The sequence below is a fragment of the Comamonas suwonensis genome, assembly GCF_012844455.2.
In the GTDB taxonomy this organism is placed as follows: Bacteria; Pseudomonadota; Gammaproteobacteria; order Burkholderiales; family Burkholderiaceae_C; genus Comamonas; species Comamonas suwonensis.
Genome location: NZ_JABBCQ020000014.1, coordinates 37,021 through 63,091, shown reverse-complemented (window position 1 = coordinate 63,091; position 26,071 = coordinate 37,021). Strand labels below are relative to the sequence as shown.

Sequence of the window (26,071 nt, the reverse complement as noted above, 5' to 3'; positions counted from 1 at the left end):
GGCGTTTCTGTCTCTCATGTCACTGCAAGCTTTTGCTCTCATCATTCTGGCCGGCCTGATTCACTCGGGCTGGAATATCGTGGCCAAGAAGGCGGGTGGCGATGCCCGCTTTTCGCTCTACACCTCGGTCTGGAACGCGGTCATCTGGCTGCCGCTGGGCTGGTGGCTGGGCAAGGATGTGGTGCCGGGCTGGGGCTGGATGGAATGGGCTTTTGTCACGGCCAGCGCGTTGCTGCATGTGGCTTATTTCGTGGTGCTGCTGCGCGGCTACCGGGTGGCGGATCTGACGGTGGTCTATCCGCTGGCGCGCGGCAGTGGGCCGCTGATGTCATCGCTGGTGGCGGTGCTGTTTCTGGGCGAGAGCATTTCCGCGCTGGGTGCAGCGGGTATTGCGGGCGTGGTGATCGGCGTGTTTTTGATTGCGGGCGGCCCGCGCATGATCATTGCCATCCGCGAAGGGAAAGACGACGAGGCACGCCAGCGCGTGCTGTCCGGTCTCTACTACGGCTTGCTGACGGGTATGTTCATCGCCAGCTATACGGTGGTGGACAGCTATGCCGTCAAGGTGCTGCTGATGTCGCCCATTCTGGTGGACTACATGGGCAATCTGATCCGACTGGTGATTCTGGCGCCGCTGGCTGTGCAGGACTGGCCCGAGACCAAGCGCCTGTGGCGTCTGCAGTGGCGCTATGCGGCCATCGTGGCTTTCTTCAGTCCTATTGCCTATGTGCTGGTGCTGTATGCCGTGCAAAGCGCACCGATCTCGCATGTCGCTCCGGCGCGAGAGGTATCCATGCTGTTTGCGGCGCTGATCGGTGGCAAGCTGCTGGGTGAGGGCGACCGAGGACTGCGTATTGCCGGTGCCATCATGATTGCCCTGGGCGTGACGGCGCTGGGGCTGGGTTGATGCAACTTCATGCATCAAAAAGGCCTGTAGCGCTTGTCAATCAAGCGCAAGCAGCTATTGTTTTTATAAAGAATTGACCATGCCGACCTGGGACGTTTTGATTGCATTCTTTGGCGTGGCCGTATTGCTGGGTCTGAGCCCTGGACCGGACAATCTGTTTGTCCTCGTGCAGTCCGCCCAGCGGGGCTGGCGTGTGGGCTTGTGCGTGGTGCTGGGGCTGAGCCTTGGTATTGTGGGCCACACCGTCGCGGTGGCTTTGGGGCTGGCGGCGGTGGTTGCTGCATCGCCCATGTTGTTTACGGTACTCAAGCTCTGCGGTGCGGCATATCTGGCGTATCTGGCATGGGGCGCATGGCGTGCACCGGTCAGTGTGACTGAAGGTGCGCAGGCACAGGCCGAGCGTGATGTGCTGACCCTGAAAACGGCCATGGGCTGGGCAGGTCGCGGAGTGGTCATGAGTCTGACCAACCCCAAGGTTCTCATTTTCTTTCTGGCCTTTTTGCCCCAGTTTACCGACCCGGCGCGCGGCAGCGTGGGTCTGCAAGTCATGGCGCTGGGTTGTGTCTTCATGCTGGCCACGTTGCTGGTGTTTGGCTCCATCGCCTGTGGCTCGGGCCTGTTTGGCCAGATTCTGCAGCGATCTGCCCGCGCCCAGCGCTTGCTCAACCGCATTGCCGCCACTGTCTTCGGCGCGCTGGCGCTAAGGCTGGTGCTGGTGCAACGCTAGGGACTGTTGCTGGCGCTGCATCTTTTGAACAGAATACGCGGCCAGTTCACACTGGGACATCCGGCAGACGCCGGAGTGTGGAGTGTCAGTTAAATCAGACGGAGAGACGCCATGAACGATGACGACCTCGATGACCTGCAACCTCGGTCGGCTGGTGAGATTGCCGAGCGTGTGCTGGGACTGATAGCGGTGATTGGAAAAGTCCAGTTTCCCAGTCAGAACGCCAAGTGGATGGCGGCCCACGATATTGCTCGCTACCTGTCTCAGGCTGAGCGGGAATTTATCGACACTCCCAGCCCGGCGCAGAGGGATATGGTGAATTTCTCATGGCGTTCCGAAGCGCTGGTGTCTTTGCTCTGGAGCCTGCATGGGCTGGAGCGCATGCCTGAGCTGCATAAGCAGTTCGACGTCTTCAGCAATGCCATGGTGCTGCAGGCTATCCAGCAGACTCCACATTTCTTGCAGCAGCCGGTCCGGCGCGCGCTGGCCGAGCTGCAGGCCCAGGAGCAGTACCTCTACCACCAGCACTGGCGTGTACGCGACCGTGACCTGGGCTTTCACAAAGATGAGCCGGGTGAGGATGATCCGGACATTGACAGCCTGATCTCTGGCCTCGTCTATGAGCGGCGCTACGCCATGAGCTGGGTCTTGGGCTACGGCGACACCTGGGACGACGTGCCTACCGATACCTGAGCAGACTTGACATGCGGGGCGCGTGGCCAAGGGTGGCCTCGCGCCCCGCAGCCGCAAGGTTCAGACTCAGCTCCAGGAAAGTGCAGACAGATCGTTCACAAACACCGGCATGTCTTTCCACAGTCCGCGCAGCTTCTTATTGGCCACGGTCACCCATTGCGGGGTGTAGATAAAGCCGTGTACCGCGTCCCGGGCCAGCAGGCGCTGAGCGTCGCCCAGCAGGCGGGCGCGGTCGGCAGGGCGGGGGGTATGCTTGATTTTCTCGAACAGCTCGTTGAACTCTTGCGAGTGGTAGCCCCAGTAATAGTCCGGCTTGGCAAAGTTGCCCAGATCAAACGGCTCCACATGGGAAATGATGGAAAGGTCGTAGTTCTTGTTGGTGTAGGTGCCCGACAGCCACTGTGCCCATTCCACGTTCTGCAGCTTGAGCTGGATACCAATCTTGGCCAGCTGTGCTGCAATCAGCTCGCCGCCCTGGCGTGAGTAAGGCGTGGGCGGCAGGGTCATGGTCAACGTCAGCGGTGTCTTGATGCCGGCTTCGGCCATGAGCGCCTTGGCCTTGTCCAGATCAAAGGGGTTGACGCCCGTGGTGTCCACATAGCCAAAGGCGGTGGGCACGTAATAGCTGCCAATGGGCACGCCATAGCCATCGGCGGCACCGGCGATGACGGCGTCGCGGTCAATGGCAGCGGCAATGGCGCGGCGTACGCGCACATCGTTCAGAGGCTTGCGTGCGTTGTTGATGGCCAGAATGGTCTTGGCGCATGAGTTGCTCACAACCACCTGAAAGCGCTGGTTGGTCTTGAACTGGGGCACGCTGCGCGGCGTAACGCGGGGGAAAACGTCCACATCGCCTGCCAGCAGGGAGGCGACCTGCGCAGCCGGGTCTGAAATAAAGCGGAACACGGCGCGTTTGATGCGAATGCTCTGTGGCGCGCGAAAGCCCGGCCATGCGGCCAGCGTGACGGATGCGCCCTTGCTCCACGACGCCAGCTGGTAAGGGCCGGTGCCTACGGGTTTGGTGGCGTTTGTGGCCGCGCTCTTGGGCTCGACGATGACGGAGGTGGCCTGACCCATCACAAACAGAAAATCGGGGTCGATATCTTTGTTGGTGATGACGATGGTGTACGGGTCCACGACCTTGGTGTTGAGGTTGGCGAAGCTGCGCTTGTCCTTGTTGGTGCTTTTCTCAGCGGCTGCGCGGTCAAACGAAAATTTGACGGCGGTGGCGTTAAAGGGCTCGCCATTCTGAAACTTGGCATCCTTGCGCAGGCGAAAGGTGTAGGTCTTGAGGTCGGAGGAGACCTCCCAGCTTTCGGCCAGCAGGGGCGAGACGCTGCCGTCCGAGTTGATCTTGGTCAGCGTCTCGAACACGTTGTAGAGCACGACTTCGGCGATCGACGAGGCCGCGCCGGCCGTGGGGTCCAGCCCCGGCGGCTCCAGCGTCATGGCCAGCGTGACACTGTCTTTTTTGTTCTGGGCCAGAGCGGGCCAGGCGGTGAACAACGGCAAGCTGGCAGCCGAGCTGACCAGCAAGGAGCGGCGATTGAGCATCAACAAAGTCTCCGAATGGGGGCAGGCCGCGCTGGGCCTGTAAAAGCGCTGCAAGTCATTGCGCACAGCGTGCTGTGCGGACTTGTTTCAGCTGTATTTTTACACCACGCAGGGGGCTGCCAAGGCCGCCGTGCTGCAGATCGCGGTCGCGAGTGTGAGCAACTGTTGGTACTGCTGCGTCAGAGCGCGCGGGGAGCGGCCTTGACCAGTGCCTGTGTGTACGGGTGCTCTGGCTCCGAGAACAGCTTTTGCGGTGTGCCGCGCTCCACGACTTCACCCTGATAGAGCACGATGACCTGATCGCAGACATGCTGCACCACGGCCAGATCGTGGCTGATGAAGAGGTATGACAGGCCTAGCTCGCGTTGCAAGTCCTGCATGAGGTTGAGCACCTGCGCCTGGACGGACACATCGAGCGCACTGACTGGTTCATCGGCCACGATGAGCTTGGGTCGGGTAATCAGCGCGCGGGCAATGGCAATGCGCTGGCGCTGGCCGCCCGAAAATTCATGCGGGTACTTGTCGGCATCTTGCGCGCGCAGCCCGACCTGATCGAGCACGGCCAGCACCTGCTGGCGCTGTGCGGCGCGGCTGGGTTTGCCGGTCAGTGTGGTCAGTGGCTCGCCGATGATGCGCTCCACCGCCATGCGTGGGTCCAGCGATCCGTAGGGGTCCTGAAATACCATCTGAAAATCACGTCGTGCCGCCCGCAGCTCTTTTTCAGGCAGCTGGTGCAGATTGCGGCCCAGCAGCTCGACAGAGCCTTCGCTGGGTGTATCCAGTGCCATGACCAGGCGGGCCAAGGTGGACTTCCCTGAGCCTGACTCACCCACCACGCCCAGACTTTGCCCGGCCTGCAATTCAAAGCTCACACCACGCAGCGCTTGCAGGGGCTCTGCCGCACGCCACAGTGAGGTGCGGGGGCGCGTGTATGAGCGTTTTAGACCGCTAGCCTTTAGCAGTATTGCGCTAGCAGCTTCCGTTTTGAGAGCGCCATGCTTAAGAATGTCCTGGATCATGCCTGCGCTCCCGCTTTCAAGGCTTGCTCATACAGGCAGCGCACCCGATGCGGTTGGCGCCATGAGGCCAGCGATGCAGGCGCAGCCACGCTGGGCTGGTGTAGCGTGCGGGGCTGGGGGCGCTCAATAAAGCAGTTGCTCTGGGTGTAGCTGCAGCGGCCTGCAAACGGGCAACCTGCGGGAAGGTCTACCAGCTCAGGTACGGCACCTGCAATGGTGGGCAGGCGGTCGGTGCAGCTGGAACCGTGCAGCTGGGGGCGTGCCGCGAACAGACCGCGTGTATAAGGGTGGGCACGCTGGGCGAAGACAGTTTCCGTCATACCGGACTCCACCACGGTACCGCCGTACATGACCAACAGCTGTTCCACATTCTGCGCAATCACGCCCAGGTCGTGGCTGATGAGTACCAGCGCCATGGAGTGCTCGGCTACCAGCTCCTGCAGCAAATCCAGAATGCGCTGCTGTACCGTGACATCCAGCGCGGTGGTGGGCTCGTCCGCCACCAGCAGGTCGGGGCCGCAAGCCAGTGCCATGGCAATCATGATGCGCTGGCGCTGCCCGCCAGAGAACTGGTGTGGGTACTCGTCCAGGCGCTGTGAGGCCTGTGCAATGCCTACGCGTTCCAGTAGCTCGGTGGCGCGGGCGCGGGCCTGTGCGCGGCTCAGGCCTTGGTGCAGGCGCAGCGGCTCTGCCACTTGCCGGCCAATGCTGTGCACGGGGTTCAGGGCGCTCATGGGTTCCTGAAACACCATGGCCATGCGATTGCCACGCAGCGCACACAGTTGGCGCTCATTCAGGTCCAGCAGCTCTTTGCCGTCCAGTTGAATGCTGCCGTCAATCTGCGCATGCCCGGGCAGCAGGCCCATCAAGGCCAGTGCTGTCAGCGATTTGCCGCAGCCCGATTCGCCGATCAGGCCCAGCGTGGCGCCGCGCTCCAGCGTAAAGCTCACGTCGCGTACTGCCTGAGCGCGGCCGCGATGGGTTTTCAGGGTGATGGAGAGGTTGGAGACTTCAAGCAAAGCCATGGTCGGTATCCCTAAGCCTTAGCGCTCGCATGTCAGTCGGGGATCGAGAAGGTCGCGCAGGCCGTCGCCCAGCAAGTTCAGGCCCAGCACTGAAAGGGCAATCGCCACGCCAGGCCAGACGGCCAGCAGAGGTGTCTGAAACATGAGTGTCTGGGCATCGCTGAGCATGCGTCCCCATGAGGGCTGGGGCGGTTGCGTGCCCAGGCCCAGATAAGACAGCGCGGCCTCGGCCAGAATGGCCAGCGCAAACTGAATAGTGGCCTGCACCACCAGTACGGAAAAAATATTGGGCAGCACATGCTGCAGCGTAATGGCGGTGTGGCTCTTGCCGCAGGCGCGTGCGGCCAGCACATAGTCCCGCGCCCAGATGGCGTTGGCCGATGCTCGGGTAATGCGTGCAAACGTGGGAATGTTGAAGATGCCTATGGCGATGATGGCATTGACCATGCCCGCGCCAAACACGGCGGTGAGCATGATGGCCGAGAGCAGGGCGGGGAAGGCAAAGGTGAAGTCTGCCAGTCGCATGATGATTTCTTCCACCCAGCCCCGGCGAGCCGCGGCAATCAACCCCAGCGCTACGCCCAGTGCCAGGCCTATGCCCACGGCAATCAGTCCCACGGCAATGGAGGCGCGTGCACCGACGAGAATTTGCGAGGCGATGTCGCGCCCAAATGCATCGGTGCCCAGCCAGTGCAGGCTGCCGCTGGCTTGCAGTGCTGCATTCATATCTATTTCGTAGGCCGAGCCAGGTGTCCAGGCAAAAGACAGCAGGGCGGCTGCAATCAGCAAAGTGCTGAGCAGGGCTCCCAGCAAAAAGCTGCGGTGCTGCAGCGCGCGCTGACCAAAGCTTTGCGGCTGCGTGCGCGTGAAGGCGCGGGTGGGGTAATCGGGCACGGGCGCGCTCATATATCGCTGGCCTTGATGCGGGGATCAATGGCGGCATACAGCACATCGACCACAAAATTAACCACCACCACCATGGTGGCCAGCAGTAGCACGCAGTTGCGCACCACAATCACATCGCGGTTGGAGATGGACTGAAAGATCAGGCGGCCGAGACCGGGCAGGTAGAAAACGTTTTCCACCACGATGGTGCCTGCCAGCAGGTTGGCAAACTGCAGACCCATGACGGTGATGACGGGAATCATGGCGTTGCGCAGTACATGGCGCCAGAGAGCCGCGCCGCGCGACAGACCCTTGGCGCGGGCGGTGCGCACAAAGTCTTCGCGCAGCACTTCTAATACGGCGGAGCGGGTGATGCGCGCCAGAATGGCGGCCTGCACCACGGCCAGAGAAACAGCGGGCAGCAGTAGCGCCTGTAGCGCGGGCCAGAAGCCGCCGCCGTCTTCCTCGCTCCAGCCCGGAAAGCCACCAGCCGAGAACCATTGCAGCTTGACTGAAAACAGCAGAATCAAAAGAATCGCAAACCAGAAGTTGGGGATGGCAATGCCGATCTGCGCCAGGCCCATCACCCCCACATCGCCCCAGCGCTTGTGGTTGGCTGCGGCAAACACGCCAGCCGCAATGGCTAGTACGGCGGTGATGCCCATGGCCACGATGGCCAGTGGCACGGTGACGATAAGGCGCTCCCATACCAGCTCGGACACTGGCGAGCCATAGGAGTAGCTGGTGCCCATATCGCCATGCAGCAGGCCGCTAATCCACTGCCAGTAGCGCGTGAGTGCGGGTTGATCAAGGCCGAGTTGCTGCGCCATGGCCTGCACGGCTTCGGGAGCTGCATCGGGGCCCATGAGCATTTGGGCGGCATCACCGGGCAAAATTTCAAGCACGGCAAACACCACGATGGATGCACCCAGCAAGGTGGCGATCAGCGTGAGCAGACGTTTGAGCAAGAAGATGCTCATGGCTTTGGGCGAAGATTCATCGTGAGGAAAACGCAGAGGTCTTTTGCGTGCTGCGCAGCATAACGGCATTGTGCCGGGGATAAGCCGTGAATGAGCGATCTTCGAGGCGTATTGGCTTTGTCCCGAGTGCCGCCATGTCTTGGCGGGCTTGGGATAATGAGCACTACTTATTCGAAGAACTGCAGAGGAGCTGGCCCATGGCATTGATGATTACGGATGAATGCATCAACTGTGATGTGTGCGAGCCCGAGTGCCCGAACGATGCCATTTACATGGGTGAGCAGTTCTATGAAATCCACCCGCATAAGTGCACAGAATGTGTGGGCCACTTTGATGAGCCCCAGTGCGTGCAGATCTGCCCTGTGGCCTGCATTCCCGTGAACCCCGAGTACGTGGAGAGCCACGAGGTGCTGTTTAAGAAGTACGAGCAGCTGACGCAGGCCAAGAAGCTGGATTAGGGTTTTTATGAGGATTTATGCCTCTTGCCCTTATGAATCAAGCGCAAATAGCTCCTGTTTCAGGAGCTATTTTTTTTGCATCAGGCGTTGTCAGCGGAGGTGGGTGCTGCATCGGGAGCAGGCTTGCGCAGTGGCTTGGGGCGTGGGGTCTTGGTGGTGTGGATGACCAGTGTGGCCTTGTCCATCTGCCCGGCCACCATCTCGGGCCAGGCCTTGAGCGAGTGTGTGATGGCATCTTCGATCAGCTTCAGCTGATCGGGAGCGGGTTTCTTGAGTACCCAGTTGGCGACTTCGCCCTTGTTGCCTGGGTGGCCGATGCCCACGCGCAGGCGCCAGTAGTTGGGTGAGCCCAGCTGAGCATGGATATCGCGCAGGCCGTTGTGGCCGCCGTGGCTGCCGCCCAGCTTGAGTTTGACCACGCCGGGCTCAAAGTCCAGCTCATCGTGCACGACCAGAATTTCTTCGGGTTGAATTTTGAAGAATCGGGCCAGAGTGCCCACGGACTTGCCAGAGAGATTCATGAAGGTCTGAGGCTCCAGTAGCCATACGTGCTGGCCGTGGATGGTAGTACGTGCCATCAGGCCCCAGTAGCTGCGCTCTGGAACCAGAGTGACCTTGAGTTCGCGCGCCAGCGCATCAATCCACCAGAAGCCGGCGTTATGCCGTGTGTCTTCGTATTCAGGGCCGGGATTGCCGAGGCCGACAAACAGTTTGATCATGGCTTGATTATCTTCTTGCTAGCAAAGGCGGGCAGGCAGGAGCAGTTCTTTCAACCCCAAAGAAAAAGCCCACCGAGGTGGGCCTTTTCTTTGAGTACAGCGACGGGCGCTGTACCGAAGTCACAAGAATTACTTCTTGCCCTTCTTAGCGGGAGCCGCCACGGGAGCGGGTGCAGCGCCTTCAGCAGGAGCCACGTCGGGCAACTTGATGGAGATCACGGAAGGGTTCTTGTTGGCGCCGCGCACCACAGCCTTCACGCCGTTAGGCAGCTTCAGACCTTGCACGCCCAGAGTGGACTTGGAAGTCAGAGCGCTCAGGTCCACCTTGATGAACTCGGGCAGGATTGCAGGTTCGCAGATCACTTGCACTGCGGTCATCAGGTGAGTGATGGTGCAGTTTTCACCCTTAACAGCTGGGGACTCTTCAGCGCCTTCGAAGTGCAGAGGCACGCTCATGTGCAGCTTGGTGGTTGCGTCCACGCGCTGGAAGTCGATGTGTTGCACCAGCTTCTTGAAGGGGTGGAACTGCACGTCGCGCAGAACAACCTTGGTCACTTGACCGGCGATTTCCATGTCCAGAACGCTGGAGTGGAAAGCTTCCTTGTGCACAGCGTGCCACAGGGCGTTGTGATCGATTTCGATCAGTTGGGTTTCACCAGCACCGTAAACGATGCCGGGAGTCTTACCCGACAGACGCAGACGGCGGCTCGCACCCGTACCTTGCTTTGCGCGCTCAGTTGCGACGAATTGCATAACTAACTCCTAGATGGGCGGACCGCGACCAGTCTCGCCCTATTGATAAAAGAACCTGTGCCTTGACAAAGGCCTTGGATTCTTGCGGTGGACTTGAAACAGTCAAACCTCCCGCAGGAGGTTTGCTTGGCTCAAGCCCGAAAAACCAGAGATTTTAAGCGCTAAACAAGCTGCTCACCGAATCGCCGGTAGAAATCCGGTGAATCGACTCGGCAAACAGACCGGCGACAGACAGTTGGCGAATTTTTCCGCACTGCTGAGCCTCGGGGCTTAATGGAATGGTGTTGGTCACAACCACTTCGTCCAGAGCCGTGCCGTTGCCGATGCGCTCAATGGCTGGGCCAGAGAAGATGGGGTGCGAGCAATAAGCGTACACATTCTTGGCGCCGCGCTGCTTGAGCACCTCGGCTGCCTTGACCAGGGTGCCTGCGGTGTCGATCATGTCGTCCATGATCACGCAGTTGCGGCCGTCGATATCGCCGATCACGTGCATGACTTCAGACACGTTTGCTTTGGGGCGACGCTTGTCGATGATGGCCAGATCGCAACCCAGTTCCTTGGCCAGGGCGCGAGCACGCACCACACCGCCAACGTCGGGGGACACAACGATCAGGTCTTCGTAGTTCTTCTGGCGCAGGTCATTGAGCAACACGGGGGTCGCATAGATGTTGTCTACGGGGATGTCGAAGAAGCCTTGAATTTGGTCGGCGTGCAGATCCATGGTCAGAACGCGCTCGACACCCACGGCTTGCAGCATGTTGGCAACCACCTTGGCGGTGATTGGCACGCGGCTGGAGCGGGGGCGGCGGTCTTGACGGGCGTAACCGAAGTACGGGATCACGGCGCAGATGCGCTCGGCGGACGCACGCTTGAGTGCATCAACCATGACCAACAACTCCATCAGGTTGTCGTTGGTGGGGGCGCATGTGGACTGAACCACAAACACGTCACGAGCGCGAACGTTTTGCTTGATCTCGACTGCAACTTCTCCATCGGAGAAACAGCCAACGTCAGCAGCACCTAGGTTGGTGCCAAGGTGCTTAACGATCTCTTGGGCCATGCCTGGATTGGCATTGCCTGTGAAGACCATGAAATCAGAATGATGTGAATGCATTGTGCGTCCCAGTGCTGTGGGTTGCTATGACGCAAGAAGATGTTTGGCAGGGGAAGAAGGACTCGAACCTTCGCATGCTGGAATCAAAATCCAGTGCCTTAACCAACTTGGCGACTCCCCTACACAGGTCTTTTGTCGAAGACAAAAAGCCTAAAACTTTTTATCCAGAAACCCAACTCAAAAGTGGATGAGATTCGAGATTTTTACAGATTTTGATTTGCCAAGTGTTTGGTGCACTATTCAAATCAATTGTCTGTGTCATTGGTGCAAAGACTGCACTTCCTGAGCCCGTCATTCTAGCATGCAGTTTGAATGACTCAAGCCAGTTTCTGACTTTCATCACTTCGGGCTGCAAGCCTTCAGCGACTGGCTGCAAGTCGTTTCGGCCAAAACCGTAGTGCTCTGCAGCGAAGTCCGCAACTATAGCAGGCTTTGTGTCGCGTTTCAGGAGATCGCTTGTGAAAATCTGCCCGGTCTCCAGTCCTTGTTCGGGCTTGATTACGATGAATTGCTGCTTTGGTAAGGCATTTCTGCCATTCAGTGGCTCAATGATTTCGCCAATTCCGCTGACCCAGGCAGAGTGACCGCAGAGGAAAAAGGGCACGTCGGCACCCAGCTTTAAACCGATTTTTTGCAGTTCCTGGCGTGAGAGCTTCAGGTTCCACAGGCGGTTGAGGGCAAGCAGCGTACTTGCCGCATCCGATGAGCCGCCGCCCATGCCAGCTTGCGCCGGTAAATTCTTCTGAATGCCGATGTGAACGCCTTGAGTGCATCCTGTGGCTTGCTGCAGGGTGCGGGCTGCGCGGGTAATCAAATCGTCTGGGGGCAGGGTCACACCGTTCAGGTCTTCGCGGCTGATCTGGCTGCTGGGGCTGCGTTCAAAGTGCAGTACATCGTGCCAGTCAATCAGCATGAAGACGGATTCAAGCAGATGGTAGCCGTCTGGCCTGCGGCCTGTGATGTGCAAAAACAGGTTGAGCTTGGCCGGAGCCGGCACGTCATAAAGCGAGTGCATGGCGAAGATAGGTGGGGAAAAAAGGCGCAACGATAGCACCAGAACCGGCCAGAAGCCGCGGATCAGCGTGATTCCTGGTCAAGCACGATGCGCAGCGATGCCTCGGGGGGCGGGCTGCTGCGGTCAGCGCGCAGGCGGCCTTCGCCGATGCGCGACAGATCGGTTTGCCAGCCGGTGACTGTGGTGTCCTTTCCTTGTAGCCAGTCAAACAACGCCGCAACGGGGATGTCGTTGCCAGTCAGGCGGGTGATGAGTTCGGGCAGAGAGTCGGATGTTGTTATCTGCTCGCCTTGCTGCAGCGTGGCACCCGCAGTCGTCCATTGCAGTCGGGCGATGATGGAGCCCAGCGGATTGAACACCAGCAGCGTGCCGTTTTCGGGTCGGCCTTGCAGTTCAAAACCGGCACTGAAGGATTGTTGCTGTGAGTCCTGTACCTGCAAGGCCATGCGGCCTGACCAGTGCTGGCTGGTCGCGGTCGCATCGGGTGTCAGCTGGCGCTCAGGAAGAGCGCAGCCAGTCAGCAAAGCCCCGCTCATCATCAGGGTCAGCCAGGTCTTGCGCAGTTGGGTCATGGGCTTCATGGCTTGGCGTTCAGGCGCTTGAGGGTTTCCAGCAGCGTGTCGTTGCTGCTGTCTTCCTTCAGGCCTTGACGCCAGACGAGCAGTGCACGGTCTTGTTTGCCTTGCGTCCACAGAACTTCGCCCAGATGGGCGGCAATTTCTGCATCTTGACGCGTGGCATAGGCTTGCTCCAGCAGCTTTTCTGCTTCAGGCAGATTGCCGCGGCGGAAATGCACCCACGCCAGGCTGTCGGTGATGAAGGGGTCGCCGGGCTGCATGTCCAGCGCTTTCTGGATCAGAGCTTGCGCTTCTTCCAGCTTGATATTGCGGTCGGCGTAGGAGTAACCCAGAGCGTTATAGGCATGCTTGAAGTCGGGCTTGCGCTGGATGATGTCGCGCAGCAGGCGCTCCATCTCATCAAACTTGCCGGCTTTCTCTGCCAACAGAGCTGTATCGTAGGCCAGCTCCACATCGTTGGGGGACTGATTTTGCAGGTCGGCCTGCAGTGTGTAGGCTTCCTGATTCAAGCCCGCGTCGCGCAGCAATTGCACTTCTGCGATTTGCTTGAGACGCTTTTGATTGGGGCCAGTGACGGGTGTGGCCTGGATGAGCGCACGGCCTTCTTGTACTTTGCCCTGACGCGCCAGCATATCGGCGCGGCGCGCTTGCACGCTCAGCAGATTGGCGGCGTCAGGAATGCGCTGCAGATAATCGTCGGCCTCGTCATAGCGTTTGCGCTTTTCGGCCAGCTCGGCTTTGAGCAGATAGAACTGGGCTTCACCGGCATTGCGGCCCACACCATCGGGCAGCTTGGGTAGCAGTGCGCCAAACTGGGCCAGCGAAGTATCTGCAGCATCCAGCTCGTTATTTTGCAGCTGCAGATTGGCCAGGATGACCCAGGCTTCTGGGAATTCCGGGGTGTCTCGGGTGATGAGTTGTAGCTGAGTCTTGGCATCTGCAGTGCGCTTTTGTCCCAGCAGCACGCGGGCATAGGTCAGGCGCAGCTGGGGCGATGCATTTTTCTCAAGATAGCGTTTAACCAGTGGCTCGACTTCGGTGGAGCCTGACTCCAGCAGTTCCATTGCCAGCAGGGCGATAGCGCCCGAGTCCGGACTCAGCTTGGCACCGTTTTGCAGCGCTTGCAGTGCAGCCTGTTTTTGATCTGCCACAAGACGCATGTGGCCGACTGCCGCCAAGGCCATAGGGCCGTTCTTGGGGTCTTTGAAATCGATTTCCAGTGCCTGCTCCACCACATCGGCGGCCAGAGACTTGTCTGAGGCATTGTTATAGAGCTGGGTGATGGCCAAAAACGTGGCGCTGCGGTTGGCGGCTGGCGTCAGCTCTACTTCGCGGCGCAGGTAGCTGGCAGAGTCGGCGATGCGATTCATGGCCACCAGAATGCGCAGCACGGCGCGGTTGGCGTCGCGTGATTCTGGATAGGCCTCCAGCCAGGCGCGGGCGTTGCGCAAAGCGCGATCGCCAGAGCGTGACTGAACTGCCAGCTCTGTAGCGCGGCGGTAGAGCTTTTCGTTGTTGCTGCTGCGCGCAGCTTCCATTATCAGGGCCTGTGCGTCGTTCAGGGCACCTTCCTGGGCGGCGAGCTCGCCCACCAGGATTTCATAGAACAGCTCGGCAGAGAGGGCGGCCTGATTGCCTTCGCGCTCCATGCTTTGCTCAAGGTCGGTCGCTTGCTCGGTCCTGTCCACTTTGGGTGGCGGATCGGCAGGTTGGGCGGATGCGATTGCCGATCCCATGACCAGAGCGGTGGCCACGGCGAGTCCCTGAATACGTAGAGGATGAACCATCGGCCCATAATAATCCAAGCTTGTTGAACACTTGGTGAAGAAGAGATTGCATGCCTGAGTTGCCCGAAGTCGAGGTTACGCGCCGTTCTTTTGCGGACCGCATTGCGGGTGCGCGCATTGATGCTGCAGCCTTGGGTAAACCCCTGCGCTGGCCGCTGGGGCTATTGCCGCAGGCCCTGGTCGGGCGCGAGGTGCTGGGCGTGCGTCGTCGCGGTAAATATTTGCTGGTGGATTTGAGTGAGGGACTGCTCCTCATTCACCTGGGCATGTCAGGCAGTCTGCGCTTTGCAGGGCTTGACGAGGTGCCGCTGGGCAGCGCCGGGCCGCATGACCATTTTGACCTGCAAACTTCTCAGGGCCTGTTGCGACTGCATGACCCGCGCCGCTTTGGCGCCGTGATTTATGTGCCCGATGAGGGCGATGCCCTGGCGCGCAAGTTACTTGACCACTTGGGCATGGAGCCGCTGAGTGGCAGTTTCACGTTTGATGCCTTCAAGGCCGGGCTGGCTGCCAGCCGCACACCTATCAAACAATTGCTGCTGAGCGGCAGCGTGGTGGTGGGGGTGGGCAATATCTATGCCTCTGAGGTGCTGTTTCACTCGCGCATTCACCCAGCCACACCGGCGCGGGATGTGGGGCCACGCAAGGTCAAAACTTTGTATGAGGCGATTCGTTCTGTGCTGGCCCTGGCGGTGGAGAAGGGCGGCACCACGCTGCGAGATTTTTCTGCGGCCAATGGCATGGAAGGGCACTTTCAGCTGCAGGCCAAGGTCTATGCCAGGGAGGGCTTGCCTTGCACGCATTGCGGCGCGCCTATCAAGCTGATGAAGCAGGGGCAGCGCAGCACCTTTTATTGCGCCCGCTGCCAGAAAGAGGCAAAAGCTCTTTGAATTTGATAGCTGCTAGCGCTTGCTTCATGGGCGCTTGAGGCTGTTTTGACTCACAATTCAGCGCTATTGTCTGATATGACACAGCACGGTGTGAGATGCGCGCGTATTTGATGCAGAGTGAGCAGACATGCGCCGATACTCGCTGTGCAGCAGTGCATGGCAGCCCTGACAATGGCCAATGCTATATTTTGATCGGGCTGGCAGTGTTCGCTGACTGGGCGACTTGCACAAACAAGAGGGGTAGACGTGACAGCTTCATTCAACGAGCAGTTTGGCCAACATGGTGCGTGGCGACGTGGTTTCGCCTCGCAGCTGCAGGAACTGCGCGAATGGCTGATGGCGCAGGATTTGCTGGACGTCTCCGTGCAGGAGCGATTGCAGCGGCTTGAAGACCAGATGCGCGGCGACAAGGTCATGGTCGCTTTTGTGGCCGAGTTCTCGCGCGGAAAATCAGAGCTGATCAACGCCATCTTCTTTGCCCACTACGGCCGTCGCCTCATGCCTGCGAGTGCCGGCCGCACCACCATGTGTCCTGCAGAGCTTGGCTGGGAGGCTGATCTGATGCCCAGCTTGCGCCTTCTGCCCATTGACACGCGTGAGTCGCCCGAGAGTCTGGGTCAGTGGCGTGTGCGCAGCGATTCATGGGTGCAGTACCCGCTGGATATTGGCAATGCGCAGCAGATTGCCGACACGCTGGTCAAGGTGGCCGAGGTGCGCAAAGTCTCCGTTGATCAGGCGAGAAGGCTTGGCTTCTGGCATGACGACGATGAAGCCGATAACCCCATGGTGGATGCCGATGGCTGGGTGGACGTGCCCATGTGGCGCCACGCGCTCATCAACATGCCGCACCCTCTTCTCAAGCAGGGGCTGGTAATTCTGGATACTCCCGGCCTGAATGCCGTGGGTGCGGAGCCCGAGTTGACGGTCAACCTCATCCCCCAGGCCCATGCTGTGGTCTTTGTGCTGGGGGCTGATACGGGCGTAACCAAGTCCGATCTTGCCATCTGGCGTGACCATGTGCTGCCTGCTGGTGCCGGTAAGGCGGGTGGAGACGATGCGCTGGCTGCATCGCGTCTGGTGGTGCTCAACAAGGTCGATACGCTGTGGGACAGCCTCAGCTCTGGCGCGCAGGTGCAGGCGCAGTTGCGCAGGCAGCAGCAGGACTCAGCCAATCTGCTGGGGGTCTCGGTCGACAAGGTGTTACCTGTTTCTGCCCAGAAGGGGCTGGTAGCCAAGGTGAATCGCAACGATGTCTTGCTGCAAGCCAGCGGCTTGCCCGCGTTTGAGGACTTGCTGGCCAACGGCATCATGGGGCAGCGCCAGAAGGTGCTGCAGGCCGCAGTACATGCCAATGTGCAGCAACTGCAGGGGCAGGTGGACCGAGTTATTAATATGCGCCGCAGAGAGCTGGACGACCAGCTGGCTGAGCTGTGCGGCTTGCGTGGCAAGAACGCCAGTGTGATTGCTGGCATGCGCTCGCGCATCGAGGGGGAGAGCCAGGAATTTGACCAGAGCTCGACCAAGGTTCAGGCCATGCGCACGGTGCACATGCGCATGCTCAAGGATATTTTTCAGCTGCTTAGCTCGGCGGCTTTGAAAAAAGAGCTGCTCGAACTAAAAGAAGCACTGGATCAGCGCGGCCTCAAGCTGGGTGTGCGCAAGATCTACGAGCAGACGTTTGAGCGACTGCATGCGGTGGCCGTCAAGGTGCTGGCGCAGGCCGAAGAAATGCAGAACTTGATGAGTACGTCATTCAGAGAGCTCAATGCTGAATTCAGCTTTTCTCTGCAGGTACCGCCAACGCTGATGCTGTCCGACTTCACTGAGGACCTGCGCAGCATCGAAGGCAGCTATACCCAGTACCTGGGCTTGAGCAGTGCCTTCAAGCTTACGAGTGCCGATTTTTCGCAGCGATTGATCAAGGCGCTGGCGCTGCGTCTGCGCACCGTGTTTGAAGCGGCATCGAACGACGTGGAAATGTGGAGCAAATCACTGACTGCGCCTGTCGATGCACAATTGCGCGAACGTAAACGCAGTTACACGCGCCGCCTGGAAGCGGTCGATCGCATCAGCGGCGCAGCCACAGACCTGGAAGAGCGTATTGCTGACATGGAAAATGCGCAGGCTCATCTGGGCTCGCTGCAGAGGCAGTTGATCAGCGCATCAGCCCAGTTGCTGGTGCCTCTATGGACTGAGCGCGCCCAGATCGCTTCCGCGTCGCTGGACATCAACCTGGTAGCTTGAAATCTTGACTTTCCCTTCGATTGCCACTGCTGTCGTGCAGTGGCAGGCCAGCCACGGCCGCAATCATTTGCCCTGGCAGCAAACCCGTGATCCTTACCGCGTCTGGCTGTCTGAAATCATGCTGCAGCAGACTCAGGTCAGCACCGTGCTGGACTACTACCAGCGCTTTCTGGATGCATTCCCGGACGTAGCCAGTCTGGCTGCTGCATCGCAAGATGCTGTGCTGGCGCTGTGGAGCGGTCTGGGCTATTACAGCCGCGCCCGCAATTTGCACAAATGCGCGCAGACCGTCATGGAGCAATGGGGCGGGGCTTTTCCCAAGACCGCCGAAGAACTGGCGACGCTGCCCGGGATTGGCCGTTCGACCGCTGGTGCAATTTCTTCGTTCTGCTTTTCTGAGTGCGTGCCGATTCTGGATGCCAATGTGCGCCGCGTGCTCACGCGCGTGCTGGGCTTTGATGGCGATCTGGCGCAGTCCAAAAATGAAAAACAGCTGTGGGTGCATGCGCAGCAGCTGTGTCCCACAGAGAATCTGCACGAGGCCATGTCGCGTTACACACAGGGCATGATGGACTTGGGTGCCAGCATTTGCACGCCGCGCAAGCCTAGCTGCCTGGTCTGCCCGCTGCACGATGAATGCCGCGCCGGGCGCGCTGGCAACCCTGAGGCCTACCCTGTGCGCACGCGCAAGGTCAAACGAACCTCTGAAGCGTGGTGGCTGCTGGTGGTCGTGGATAGCCAGCGCCGCGTGTGGCTACAAAAGCGCCCGCAAGTGGGTATCTGGGCGGGGCTTTACAGTCCACCAGTCTTTGACAGCTATGAGGCCTTGCAGCGCTTTGCCAACGCTACCTGGCTTGATAGTGCTGCGCACAGCTGGCAAGACCTGCCCGGTTTCCTGCATGTGCTGACACATAAGGATTTGCACCTTCACCCGGTGCTGGTCACTATGGATCAAGCGCAGGCAGCTATGCTTTCCGATGCAGATGAATCCTGCTGGGTCCATGCCGCAGGCTGGGCTGAACTGGGTTTGCCTGCGCCGATACGCAAGCTGCTGGACTCTGAGCTGGCCTGAGTCTTGGCTCTGCTTCAATAAAAAAAGGTGATGCATGTCACCTTTTTTTATTGGAGGTAGAGAGTTCAGAATCGCAGGCGCGGCATCAGCATGGAGCAGCGCAGGCTCATCAAGGCCAGCCACAGCGCTCTAGCCTGTGGGTTGGCGCGTTGGGCTTGCAGCAATCGACCGGCATCCGCCACATGCTGGCGAACAGTCTGCTGCGCTGCGCGATCGCCACTTCTTTGTGCTGCCAGCCAGAGCTGCAGGTATTGCTGCACGCTGCCTTCATTGAGCAGGTACTGCGATGAGATGGCCAATAGGGTTTGAACTTCGCGCGAATGCTGGGTGGTGTTCATGCCAGTTCCTTGTCTGCCACTGCCTTGGCTGGTGCATCGTTATCGCCGCGGCCAAAGGCATACCAGTCCACATGGCGGGTGCAGATCATGACCAGGGCCAAAACGGCAAACAGGGCAATGGAGCCGACGACCAGAGCGGTCTGCTCCAACTGCAGCAGCACATAGAGCAGGCCATACAGTGCCGAGATGGCGGCTGCAAACGGCAGGCCGCGTTTGATGCTGCCCAGAATATGAGTGGCGTAGAAGGCCAGCAGTGCGACGCAGGAACTGGCGGCAATGACATAGGCCGTGGCAAAACCCAGATGCTCGGACAGACTGATCAGCAGCAGGAAGAAACTGCACAGCGCAGAGCCTACCAGCAGGTATTGCACTGGGTGAACGCGCAGCTTTTTCATGACCTCAAACAGGCCTACGGCGACAAAAGTCAGAATCACAAACAGCAAGCCGTATTTGGTGGCACGGTCACTCAGCGAATAGACGTTGACGGGATTGACGAACTCCGTGTTCATGGTCTCAAGACAGGGGCCATTGCCAGATGCGGCTGCACGCGCCGCACTGGTGACGGTGTAGTCTGTTTCGCTGTCGCCATATCCGGAGCGACAAAGCCCTTGCTGGCGGGTGAAGGCGGTGCTGGCGGAGGTAGCGAGTGAGGATATTTCCCAGTTGGCGGTAAAGCCGTTGTCCGTTACCTCGCGGCGGGCGGGAAGAAAGCTGCCGCCAAACGATGGGTGCGGCCAGTCGGCGGTCAGGGTCACCTTGTTTTCAGCGCCTATAGGCGTGAAGGCAAGGCGTTCAGTGCCCAGCAACTGCAGCTTGAGGCTGATGCTCAGTGGCTCGCCTTTTTTGAGTGTGGCGGGGTTGATTTCGGACTGAATGCCTTTGCTGTAGTACTCCAGCGAGGTGCCAGACTCCACGTTCAGCTCCTTGCCATTGGCTTCAACAGTCGCGCTGCGAATGCCGCGGGGGTCGCTGAGGGCAAAGCTCAGATAGAGCTTGCCGCAACTGACGGTGGCTTTGGTGGCGCCCGTAGCGCTGGGTGGCAGGGAAAACTGATCGGCGTTGCTGAAGCTGGCCTGAATCTGGTCGTGCAGCACATAGGCATTGATCAGGTGCAGGCCGCGTGAGCGCTCCTCCATGGCTGCGTTGGCGTTGTGGCTCACGCTGTCGGGAAGCAACTGACGCTGAAATTCACGCGTGGTGTATTCGATTTTTTTTCCGTTGGGGTTGCTGGTGGTTTCCGTGCAGTTCTGCACCAGCGCCGGGCCGATAAGCGTCTGTGATCCGGCCAGGCTGGACACCACGCTTTGCACGGCGTAGTCACGGTTGCGGATGCGGTCCTTGACCACGTCCTGAATCATGGACAAGCCCAGCATGAGCATTGCCAGAACGATCAGCAGTGAGACTGTTTTGAATAGCAGTCGGTTTTTCATGCTTGCTCCTGAAATATGAGGTTTCAGGAGGCAGTGTCTTGAGCGACTGTGTGGACGAAATGAAGTCTGTGAAGCGAGTGTGAAGTCGCGCTTCATTCATGAGGTGACCTGATTTTCAGGAGCGAAGTCCAGCGTCACAGCAAGCCCTGGGTGCAGATTGCGTATCGCCATGCTGCCGCCGTGCAGGTGCATGATGCGGGTGACGATGGACAGGCCAAGGCCGGTGCCACTGCGCTCGCCATTAGGTCTGGGTGTTGTGAAGAAACGCTCGCCCAAGCGGGCCAGCATGGCGTCTGGCACGCCCGGGCCTTGATCGCTGATGGTGATGCGATGTGGGCTCAACGCAAGCGTGATGACGCGATCTTCCGGCGAAAAATCCAGCGCGTTTTGCACCAGGTTGCTGACGGCGAGGGTGACAAGGCCAGCCTCCCATGGGCCGTGGCTATCTGCGCCTTTCAGCTGCAGTGCAATGCCGTGTTGCTGGGCGGTGCCGTGCAGGGCATGCATGGCCTCTTGTGCGCACTCCATCAGGCTGCAGCTATGGGTTTTATCCAGCTGCTGGCGCTGCTCCAGTCGACTCAGTTGCAGCAGTTGGTCAATCAGGTTTTGCAGACGCAGGCTCTGGTCCACAACTTGCGTGGCAAACATGATGCGGTCTGGGGTGGGCAGATCGTCTTGCAGCAACTCGCCCGCGCCGCGTATGGCGGCGACAGGGCTTTTCAACTCATGAGTCAGGGCGCGTACGTAGCCTTCAATGTAGTCGCGTCCCTCAAGGCGCTTTCGCATGGTGTCCATGGCCTGAGCCAGCTCGCCCAGCTCGCCGGGCATATTGGGCACGGCTACAGGCTGGGGCATCTGTGCAGGGTGAGCCGATTCATTGAGGGTGGGGGCCTGAACTTGCTGCGCATAGTTGCGCAGGCGGCGCACATGCACCACAAACCACCAGGTTACGGCGCAGCCTACGCCTGCAGACAGCAGCACAAACAGCAGACCTCCACGCAAAATTTTTTGCTCTGCGCTATCCACGATTTTCTGCACTGAGCTGGAGGGTTTGGAGGCTGTGAGCACGCCGCCAATCTGGCCGTTCACCATGATGGGGGCGGAGACATACATCACGCTGCTGGACTCGTCTTCTTTGACGGCTCTTGTGGTGCGCGCACCGTATTCGCTGCGCAGCGTCAGATAGACATCGCGCCAGCGTGAATAGTCGGTGCCCTGATCTTTGCCTTGCGAGTCAAACAGCACAATGCCTTGTGCATCGGTCACTGTGATGCGCATGTCCAGCGTGGTTTTGCGGGCGTCCCAGATCCAGGCCTGAATGGGCTTTTGTGTGTAGTTCGATAGCTGAGTAGCGAAGGTGCCGCTTTGGTTCGGCTGAAACCGGTTTTGGGCTAGGTCTGCACTGGCAAGCGCTGCCAGCGCATAGGCGGTTTCGACCAGCGTGTCTTCGGTCACCTTGCGAACGCTGGGTTTAACCTCCACCATAAAGACGCGAAGCACAAAAAACGCGGCCAGCCCGTTGATGAGGAAGAAGGCAAAGAACAGACGCAGGCCCAGGCGCATCGGGCTTATCCGGGTTGGTTCAGGCTGTAGCCCAGACCGCGGTGGGTGATGATGACTTCCTGGCCCGGCAAGCGCTCGCGCAGCTTGGCGCGCAGAGTCTTGATGTGGGTGTCCACTGTACGGTCGGTGCTCTCGCTGCCCAGTCCCCAGATTTGCTCCAGCAGCGCATCGCGACTGAGGATGCGGCCTGCGCTCTGGATCAGGCTTTGCAGCAGCTGATACTCGCGGCGCGTCAAATCCATGGTTTGCGAGTGCAGCAGAATGCGCTGGCCTTGCTCATCTATTTGAAGTGCTTGCGCAGGCTGGGCCTGCGCTGCTGGCTGAAATTGCCTTGAGCGCCGTAGCAATGCACGGGTGCGGGCCAACAGCTCGCGGGGGCTGAAGGGTTTGCTCAGATAGTCATCGGCCCCCAGTTCAAGCCCCAGCACTTTGTCCATCTCTTCGCCTCGGGCGCTGAGAACCAGCACGGGAGCGATCGAGCCTGTAGAACGCAGCTCTCGGCACCAGTCCAGACCATTGCCATCGGGCAGGCCCACATCCATGAGCAAGGCATCAAAGGCGACAGATGCCCATTGCTGGCGCGCATCGGCAATCAGCAGGCTATGGGTGACGGCAATGCCTTCGCGTTCCAGCGCATAGCAGATGGTGCGCGCAATGGCGGGGTCATCTTCCAGCAGCAGTACACGCGGGGCCGGAGCCTGAGGGCTGAGCATTGGAGGTTGGATCAGTGAGAGGCAGGCGGGGTGTCAGTGGTCAAGAACTGCTGAGAAACTTGCAGAAATTTTCCACGAAAATCCAGCGAACGGTGGCGGCGCACGGTCGGCCAGGTTTTTTCGAAATGCGTGGCCAGAGCCTCTACCAGAAAGACTGAGCGGTGCTGCCCGCCCGTGCAGCCAATGCCCACGGTGACGTAGCTGCGGTGGTCTCTGGCCAGTAGCGGCAGCCAGCGCTCCAGAAACTGTTGAATGTCCAGCTGCATCTGCTGCACCTCGGGAAGGTCGCGCAGATAGTCCGCCACAGGTTGATCAAGCCCTGTCAGCGGGCGCAGATCCTTTTCGTAGTGCGGGTTAGGCAGCATGCGCACATCAAAAACATAGTCCGAGTCTGCGGGCATGTGGTGCTTAAAGCCAAAGGACTGGAACATCAGCGTCATCTGGCCCTCTGGCGCTTCAATGACTTGCTTGATATAGCTTTGCAGCTGGGATGATTTGAGGTCGCTGGTATCGACAACGACAGATCGGTCGCGCAGTGTTCCTAGCAGCTCGCGCTCTTTTTCAATGTCCTGTTCCAGCGCCTGCCGCTCAGTGGCAGCCGAGCCGGGGGACAAGGGGTGGCGTCTGCGTGTTTCAGAGAAGCGGCGCACCAGCGTGCTGTTGCCAGCATCCAGAAAAATCATACGAGGGATCAGGCCCTGCTTTTCAAGGCGCGCCAGTTGCTCAGGCAACTGCGGCAGGCCCTGGGCGCTGCGCGCATCCATGGCGATGGCTACTTTTTGCTCCTGGTGAGTGAGCTTCAGCTCCACAAAGGATTGCAGCAGCTCTGGCGGCAGGTTGTCCACGCAGTAAAAGCCTGCGTCTTCCAACGCATGCAGCGCAACAGATTTGCCCGACCCGGACATGCCGCTGATCAGAACAATCTCCATAGACATGATTTCACTCTCCCCTGACTTTGCTGGTGTTTTTGCGCGTAGTGGATGCCTTGCTGCTTTTACTTTTGGCGTTTGAGGCAGGCGATCCATTGCTGTTCAGCAGCTCGCTTGCCGACAATCTTGCCATGGTTAGCATTTCCCGGGCGTGGGCCATCGTGGCTTCAGACAGATGCTCGCCGCCCAGCATGCGGGCCATTTCCATTTCGCGTTCCTCGCCATCCAGCGGGTCCACGCTGCTGATGGTGGTGTTGGACTTGGGGCGTTTGGTGACGCGGTAATGCTGATTGGCATAGGCCGCAACCTGCGGCAAGTGCGTAACGGCCAATACCTGCCGCGAATGACCGAGAGAGCGCATGAGGCGCCCCACGGTCTCGGCCACAGCGCCACCTACACCGGAGTCGACTTCGTCAAAAATCAGTGTTCCAGCTTGCCCCAGCTCACTGGTAGTGACAGCAATGGCTAAAGAAATACGGGACAGTTCACCGCCCGATGCCACTTTGGCAATGGGTTTGGGTGTGGCCCCGGTGTGACCTGCGACGAGAAAAGTCACGCTGTCAGTGCCTGCGGGAGTCGCCGATTCGGCTTGCTCCAGCTGCACCTCAAAGCGTCCCCCTTTCATGCCCAGACTTTGCATGGACTGGGTAATGGCGCGTGACAGGCGAGGAGCTGCCAGTGCGCGCTGCTGAGAGACATGGCGTGCCTCCGCTTGATATTGCTGATAAGCGGCTTGCTCCGTGGAGCGAAGTCCATCGACATCGACAGCTGCATCAAGCTGGCGCAGCTCGTGCTTCCAGCCTTCCAGCAGCGTGGGTAGCTCTTCGGGAGTGCGTTTGTAGCGACGTGCCAGCTGCATCCACAGCGCAAGGCGCTCGTCCAGATCAGCCAGTAACTCAGGGTCCAGATCGGCGCGGCGCAGATAGGATTGCAGAGAGTGCCTTGCATCGTGCAACTGCGCCACGCAGGAAGCTAGTACATCAGAAATATTCTGAAACTCTGGCTCCAGGTGCTCTTGATCTTGTAGCAGGTGGTGCGCTTTACCCAAAGGATTGGCTGCACCAGCATCATCATCTTCAAGTAGTTGCAGGCAAGTCTGTGCAGAGTCCATCAAGGTCTGTGCATGCGACAGGCGGGTGTGCTGGGCGTTGAGCTCATCCCACTCGTCAGCGCGTGGGGAGAGCTTGTCCAGCTCCGAAATCTGCCACTGCAGGCGTTCACGCTCGCGCTGTAGATTGTCCTGGGCAGACAAAGCCTGCTCCAGTGCTTGGCTGGTCTGACGCCAGCCCTGCCATAGTGACTTGAGCGGGACGGTGTCAATGCCGCCATAGGTGTCCAGCATGGCCCGGGCTGCATCAGGGCGGGTCAGGCTTTGCCAGGCGTGCTGGCCGTGAATATCGATGAGCTGATCGCCCAGGTGGCGTAGCTGGGTGGCTGTGGCGGGAGACCCATTGATCCATGCGCGGCTTCTGCCCTGACTGTCGATCACGCGGCGAAGCAGCAGCTCTTGCTCTTGTGCAAAGCCAGCTTCTTCAAGCCAGGGGCGCAGGTTTTGAGGGCAGTCGAACTCGGCACAGATGTCGGCCTGAGTGCAGCCTTCGCGCACGACCTGTGCATCGGCACGGGCGCCCAGCACCAGCTGCAGGGCATCCAGCATGATGGATTTTCCTGCTCCGGTTTCTCCGGTCAGTACCGTAAAGCCAGCTTGCCAATCCAGATCGAGGGACTGAACAATCACAAAGTCCTGCAGGGCGATGCGCTTCAAAGCCATGATCAGGAGCCCCCTTCATTCCAGCCCAGTTTTTTGCGCAGGGTGGAGAAATAATTCCAGCCCTTGGGATGCAGAAAGTGCACGCTGTGATTGGCACGGGTGACCAGAATGCGGTCGCCGTGCTGCAGCGATGCAAGAGATTGCATGTCAAAGTTCGCGCTGACATCGCCGCGTCCGCCGACGACTTCAATCGTGATCTCCTGCGCATCGGGCAGAACAATGGGGCGGTTGGAGAGGTTGTGCGGCGCAATGGGCACCATCACCCACGCGGGGATAGAGGGGTGCAGCATGGGCCCGCCGGCAGACAGTGCATAGGCGGTAGATCCGGTGGGCGTGGCCACAATCAGACCATCGGCGCGCTGGTTGGAGACAAAGTGCCCGCCCACCTCAATGCGCAGCTCCACCATGCCAGAGGTTGAGCCACGGTTGACCACCACATCGTTCATGGCCTGGGCTTCAAATACACATTGACCATCGCGCATGACGCGGGCGTGCATCAGGGGACGTTCGTCCTCCTCGTACTCGCCTTGCAGAATGGGCGTGATAGAGGCTTCAAACTCATCCAGCGCAATATCGGTGACAAAGCCCAGGCGTCCTTGATTAATACCCACCAGTGGCGTGCCGTAGCGAGCCAGATGGCGGCAGACGCCCAGCATGGTTCCATCGCCACCGACTACCAAGCCCAGGTCGCAATACTTGCCCAGGCCGTCCACATCCATGCTGGGATAGTCAGACAGGCCTGCATAGATCGCGGACTGGGTATCCAGAATCACCTCGCAACCCAGACTACGCACATAAGACGCAATACGCAGCAAAGCTTCGCTGGCAGCGTCGGATGGGGCTCCTGCGTCGGGTGTGTGGTACTTGCCGATCAAGGCAATATGGCGGAACGTGGATGTCATCTGGG

25 protein-coding genes and 1 tRNA gene are annotated in these 26,071 nt (G+C 59.5%); 7 read left to right on the top strand and 19 right to left on the bottom strand.

Translation table 11 applies throughout. The annotated features are described in order from the left end of the window. Window positions 1–16: 16 nt before the first annotated feature. The 3 genes from HF327_RS15735 (at window position 17) to HF327_RS15725 (ending at window position 2,327) form a co-directional block, all read left to right on the top strand. The gene (locus HF327_RS15735) at window positions 17–907 is read left to right on the top strand and encodes a DMT family transporter (RefSeq protein ID WP_198461147.1); all 891 of its coding nucleotides are present in this window, start codon (window positions 17–19) and stop codon (window positions 905–907) included. A 79-nt stretch (window positions 908–986) separates the two neighbouring features. Then, on the top strand, window positions 987–1,634 hold the full coding sequence (locus tag HF327_RS15730) for a LysE family translocator (protein WP_198461145.1): 648 nt from the start codon (window positions 987–989) through the stop codon (window positions 1,632–1,634). A gap of 111 nt (window positions 1,635–1,745) precedes the next feature. Further along, window positions 1,746–2,327, top strand: a complete 582-nt coding sequence (locus HF327_RS15725; RefSeq protein WP_198461143.1) for a DUF4272 domain-containing protein — start codon at window positions 1,746–1,748, stop codon at window positions 2,325–2,327. 66 nt (window positions 2,328–2,393) lie between these two features. Here the strand turns inward: HF327_RS15725 and HF327_RS15720 are convergent, their stop codons facing one another. From HF327_RS15720 to HF327_RS15700, 5 genes are all read right to left on the bottom strand, one after another. Beyond that, entirely contained in the window at window positions 2,394–3,881 is a 1,488-nt protein-coding gene (locus HF327_RS15720) for an ABC transporter substrate-binding protein (RefSeq protein WP_198461141.1), read from the bottom strand. A 179-nt stretch (window positions 3,882–4,060) separates the two neighbouring features. Continuing rightward, window positions 4,061–4,900 (bottom strand): ATP-binding cassette domain-containing protein, encoded by an 840-nt coding sequence (locus HF327_RS15715; protein WP_198461139.1) that lies wholly within the window; start codon window positions 4,898–4,900, stop codon window positions 4,061–4,063. Further along, window positions 4,897–5,925 (bottom strand): ABC transporter ATP-binding protein, encoded by a 1,029-nt coding sequence (locus tag HF327_RS15710; RefSeq protein WP_198461137.1) that lies wholly within the window; start codon window positions 5,923–5,925, stop codon window positions 4,897–4,899. The genes HF327_RS15715 and HF327_RS15710 overlap by 4 nt, the downstream gene beginning before the upstream one ends. An 18-nt stretch (window positions 5,926–5,943) precedes the next feature. After that, window positions 5,944–6,831, bottom strand: coding sequence for an ABC transporter permease (locus tag HF327_RS15705; protein ID WP_198461135.1), 888 nt, complete (start codon window positions 6,829–6,831; stop codon window positions 5,944–5,946). Continuing rightward, window positions 6,828–7,790 (bottom strand): ABC transporter permease, encoded by a 963-nt coding sequence (locus tag HF327_RS15700; RefSeq protein ID WP_198461133.1) that lies wholly within the window; start codon window positions 7,788–7,790, stop codon window positions 6,828–6,830. The genes HF327_RS15705 and HF327_RS15700 overlap by 4 nt, the downstream gene beginning before the upstream one ends. A gap of 197 nt (window positions 7,791–7,987) precedes the next feature. On the opposite strand from HF327_RS15700, the gene HF327_RS15695 reads away from it, so the two are divergent. Next, window positions 7,988–8,248, top strand: a complete 261-nt coding sequence (locus HF327_RS15695) for a YfhL family 4Fe-4S dicluster ferredoxin (protein ID WP_198461131.1) — start codon at window positions 7,988–7,990, stop codon at window positions 8,246–8,248. A gap of 80 nt (window positions 8,249–8,328) precedes the next feature. Here HF327_RS15695 and pth read toward each other — a convergent pair whose 3' ends face one another. The 7 genes from pth to HF327_RS15660 all read right to left on the bottom strand — a co-directional run bounded on the left by pth (window position 8,329) and on the right by HF327_RS15660 (window position 14,214). Further along, window positions 8,329–8,967, bottom strand: a complete 639-nt coding sequence (gene pth, locus HF327_RS15690; RefSeq protein ID WP_198461129.1) for an aminoacyl-tRNA hydrolase — start codon at window positions 8,965–8,967, stop codon at window positions 8,329–8,331. A gap of 129 nt (window positions 8,968–9,096) precedes the next feature. Continuing rightward, window positions 9,097–9,720 (bottom strand): 50S ribosomal protein L25/general stress protein Ctc, encoded by a 624-nt coding sequence (locus tag HF327_RS15685; RefSeq protein WP_198461127.1) that lies wholly within the window; start codon window positions 9,718–9,720, stop codon window positions 9,097–9,099. 154 nt (window positions 9,721–9,874) lie between these two features. After that, window positions 9,875–10,834: a ribose-phosphate pyrophosphokinase gene (locus tag HF327_RS15680; protein WP_198461125.1), complete on the bottom strand. Its 960-nt coding sequence runs from the start codon at window positions 10,832–10,834 to the stop codon at window positions 9,875–9,877. Window positions 10,835–10,878: 44 nt separating this feature from the next. After that, a tRNA-Gln gene (locus HF327_RS15675) sits at window positions 10,879–10,955 on the bottom strand. A gap of 39 nt (window positions 10,956–10,994) precedes the next feature. Then, entirely contained in the window at window positions 10,995–11,849 is an 855-nt protein-coding gene (gene ispE, locus HF327_RS15670) for a 4-(cytidine 5'-diphospho)-2-C-methyl-D-erythritol kinase (protein ID WP_198461237.1), read from the bottom strand. Window positions 11,850–11,911: 62 nt separating this feature from the next. After that, a complete protein-coding gene (locus HF327_RS15665) occupies window positions 11,912–12,430 on the bottom strand; it encodes a lipoprotein insertase outer membrane protein LolB (RefSeq protein ID WP_198461124.1) in 519 nt (172 codons plus the stop codon). Further along, the gene (locus HF327_RS15660) at window positions 12,427–14,214 is read right to left on the bottom strand and encodes a tetratricopeptide repeat protein (protein ID WP_198461123.1); all 1,788 of its coding nucleotides are present in this window, start codon (window positions 14,212–14,214) and stop codon (window positions 12,427–12,429) included. Before HF327_RS15660 ends, HF327_RS15665 begins: the two co-directional genes overlap by 4 nt. A gap of 50 nt (window positions 14,215–14,264) precedes the next feature. Between HF327_RS15660 and mutM the strand changes: the two genes are divergently transcribed. The 3 genes from mutM to mutY all read left to right on the top strand — a co-directional run bounded on the left by mutM (window position 14,265) and on the right by mutY (window position 18,420). Next, window positions 14,265–15,104 (top strand): bifunctional DNA-formamidopyrimidine glycosylase/DNA-(apurinic or apyrimidinic site) lyase, encoded by an 840-nt coding sequence (gene mutM, locus HF327_RS15655; protein WP_198461122.1) that lies wholly within the window; start codon window positions 14,265–14,267, stop codon window positions 15,102–15,104. Window positions 15,105–15,350: 246 nt separating this feature from the next. Beyond that, window positions 15,351–17,348 carry a dynamin family protein gene (locus tag HF327_RS15650; protein WP_198461121.1) on the top strand — a complete coding sequence of 666 codons (1,998 nt, stop codon included), beginning with the start codon at window positions 15,351–15,353 and terminating at the stop codon, window positions 17,346–17,348. 4 nt (window positions 17,349–17,352) lie between these two features. Then, window positions 17,353–18,420: an A/G-specific adenine glycosylase gene (gene mutY / locus HF327_RS15645; RefSeq protein ID WP_198461120.1), complete on the top strand. Its 1,068-nt coding sequence runs from the start codon at window positions 17,353–17,355 to the stop codon at window positions 18,418–18,420. A gap of 65 nt (window positions 18,421–18,485) precedes the next feature. Here mutY and HF327_RS15640 read toward each other — a convergent pair whose 3' ends face one another. From HF327_RS15640 to HF327_RS15610, 7 genes are all read right to left on the bottom strand, one after another. Beyond that, window positions 18,486–18,758, bottom strand: a complete 273-nt coding sequence (locus tag HF327_RS15640) for a hypothetical protein (RefSeq protein ID WP_198461119.1) — start codon at window positions 18,756–18,758, stop codon at window positions 18,486–18,488. Beyond that, a complete protein-coding gene (gene creD / locus HF327_RS15635) occupies window positions 18,755–20,188 on the bottom strand; it encodes a cell envelope integrity protein CreD (RefSeq protein ID WP_198461118.1) in 1,434 nt (477 codons plus the stop codon). Before creD ends, HF327_RS15640 begins: the two co-directional genes overlap by 4 nt. A gap of 96 nt (window positions 20,189–20,284) precedes the next feature. Next, window positions 20,285–21,751, bottom strand: a complete 1,467-nt coding sequence (gene creC, locus HF327_RS15630; RefSeq protein ID WP_198461116.1) for a two-component system sensor histidine kinase CreC — start codon at window positions 21,749–21,751, stop codon at window positions 20,285–20,287. Window positions 21,752–21,756: 5 nt separating this feature from the next. Next, window positions 21,757–22,464 carry a winged helix-turn-helix domain-containing protein gene (locus tag HF327_RS15625; protein WP_198461114.1) on the bottom strand — a complete coding sequence of 236 codons (708 nt, stop codon included), beginning with the start codon at window positions 22,462–22,464 and terminating at the stop codon, window positions 21,757–21,759. An 11-nt stretch (window positions 22,465–22,475) separates the two neighbouring features. After that, a complete protein-coding gene (gene rapZ / locus HF327_RS15620; RefSeq protein WP_198461112.1) occupies window positions 22,476–23,399 on the bottom strand; it encodes an RNase adapter RapZ in 924 nt (307 codons plus the stop codon). Window positions 23,400–23,403: 4 nt separating this feature from the next. After that, on the bottom strand, window positions 23,404–25,164 hold the full coding sequence (gene recN, locus HF327_RS15615) for a DNA repair protein RecN (RefSeq protein WP_198461111.1): 1,761 nt from the start codon (window positions 25,162–25,164) through the stop codon (window positions 23,404–23,406). A gap of 2 nt (window positions 25,165–25,166) precedes the next feature. Beyond that, the gene (locus HF327_RS15610; RefSeq protein WP_198461110.1) at window positions 25,167–26,066 is read right to left on the bottom strand and encodes an NAD kinase; all 900 of its coding nucleotides are present in this window, start codon (window positions 26,064–26,066) and stop codon (window positions 25,167–25,169) included. Window positions 26,067–26,071 lie beyond the last annotated feature (5 nt).

Excerpts from the sequence above, each read along its gene's own strand:
- pth (WP_198461129.1), bottom strand. The coding sequence starts at position 8,967 with ATGATCAAACTGTTTGTCGGCCTCGGCAATCCCGGCCCTGAATACGAA.
- HF327_RS15680 (WP_198461125.1), bottom strand. The coding sequence starts at position 10,834 with ATGCATTCACATCATTCTGATTTCATGGTCTTCACAGGCAATGCCAAT.
- recN (WP_198461111.1), bottom strand. The coding sequence starts at position 25,164 with ATGGCTTTGAAGCGCATCGCCCTGCAGGACTTTGTGATTGTTCAGTCC.
- HF327_RS15735 (WP_198461147.1), top strand. The coding sequence starts at position 17 with ATGTCACTGCAAGCTTTTGCTCTCATCATTCTGGCCGGCCTGATTCAC.
- HF327_RS15725 (WP_198461143.1), top strand. The coding sequence starts at position 1,746 with ATGAACGATGACGACCTCGATGACCTGCAACCTCGGTCGGCTGGTGAG.
- HF327_RS15685 (WP_198461127.1), bottom strand. The coding sequence starts at position 9,720 with ATGCAATTCGTCGCAACTGAGCGCGCAAAGCAAGGTACGGGTGCGAGC.
- HF327_RS15720 (WP_198461141.1), bottom strand. The coding sequence starts at position 3,881 with ATGCTCAATCGCCGCTCCTTGCTGGTCAGCTCGGCTGCCAGCTTGCCG.
- HF327_RS15660 (WP_198461123.1), bottom strand. The coding sequence starts at position 14,214 with ATGGTTCATCCTCTACGTATTCAGGGACTCGCCGTGGCCACCGCTCTG.
- HF327_RS15640 (WP_198461119.1), bottom strand. The coding sequence starts at position 18,758 with ATGAACACCACCCAGCATTCGCGCGAAGTTCAAACCCTATTGGCCATC.
- creC (WP_198461116.1), bottom strand. The coding sequence starts at position 21,751 with ATGCGCCTGGGCCTGCGTCTGTTCTTTGCCTTCTTCCTCATCAACGGG.
- HF327_RS15715 (WP_198461139.1), bottom strand. The coding sequence starts at position 4,900 with ATGATCCAGGACATTCTTAAGCATGGCGCTCTCAAAACGGAAGCTGCT.
- HF327_RS15625 (WP_198461114.1), bottom strand. The coding sequence starts at position 22,464 with ATGCTCAGCCCTCAGGCTCCGGCCCCGCGTGTACTGCTGCTGGAAGAT.
- ispE (WP_198461237.1), bottom strand. The coding sequence starts at position 11,849 with ATGCACTCGCTTTATGACGTGCCGGCTCCGGCCAAGCTCAACCTGTTT.
- HF327_RS15710 (WP_198461137.1), bottom strand. The coding sequence starts at position 5,925 with ATGGCTTTGCTTGAAGTCTCCAACCTCTCCATCACCCTGAAAACCCAT.
- creD (WP_198461118.1), bottom strand. The coding sequence starts at position 20,188 with ATGAAAAACCGACTGCTATTCAAAACAGTCTCACTGCTGATCGTTCTG.
- HF327_RS15730 (WP_198461145.1), top strand. The coding sequence starts at position 987 with ATGCCGACCTGGGACGTTTTGATTGCATTCTTTGGCGTGGCCGTATTG.
- rapZ (WP_198461112.1), bottom strand. The coding sequence starts at position 23,399 with ATGTCTATGGAGATTGTTCTGATCAGCGGCATGTCCGGGTCGGGCAAA.
- HF327_RS15705 (WP_198461135.1), bottom strand. The coding sequence starts at position 6,831 with ATGAGCGCGCCCGTGCCCGATTACCCCACCCGCGCCTTCACGCGCACG.
- HF327_RS15665 (WP_198461124.1), bottom strand. The coding sequence starts at position 12,430 with ATGAAGCCCATGACCCAACTGCGCAAGACCTGGCTGACCCTGATGATG.
- HF327_RS15610 (WP_198461110.1), bottom strand. The coding sequence starts at position 26,066 with ATGACATCCACGTTCCGCCATATTGCCTTGATCGGCAAGTACCACACA.
- mutM (WP_198461122.1), top strand. The coding sequence starts at position 14,265 with ATGCCTGAGTTGCCCGAAGTCGAGGTTACGCGCCGTTCTTTTGCGGAC.
- HF327_RS15695 (WP_198461131.1), top strand. The coding sequence starts at position 7,988 with ATGGCATTGATGATTACGGATGAATGCATCAACTGTGATGTGTGCGAG.
- HF327_RS15700 (WP_198461133.1), bottom strand. The coding sequence starts at position 7,790 with ATGAGCATCTTCTTGCTCAAACGTCTGCTCACGCTGATCGCCACCTTG.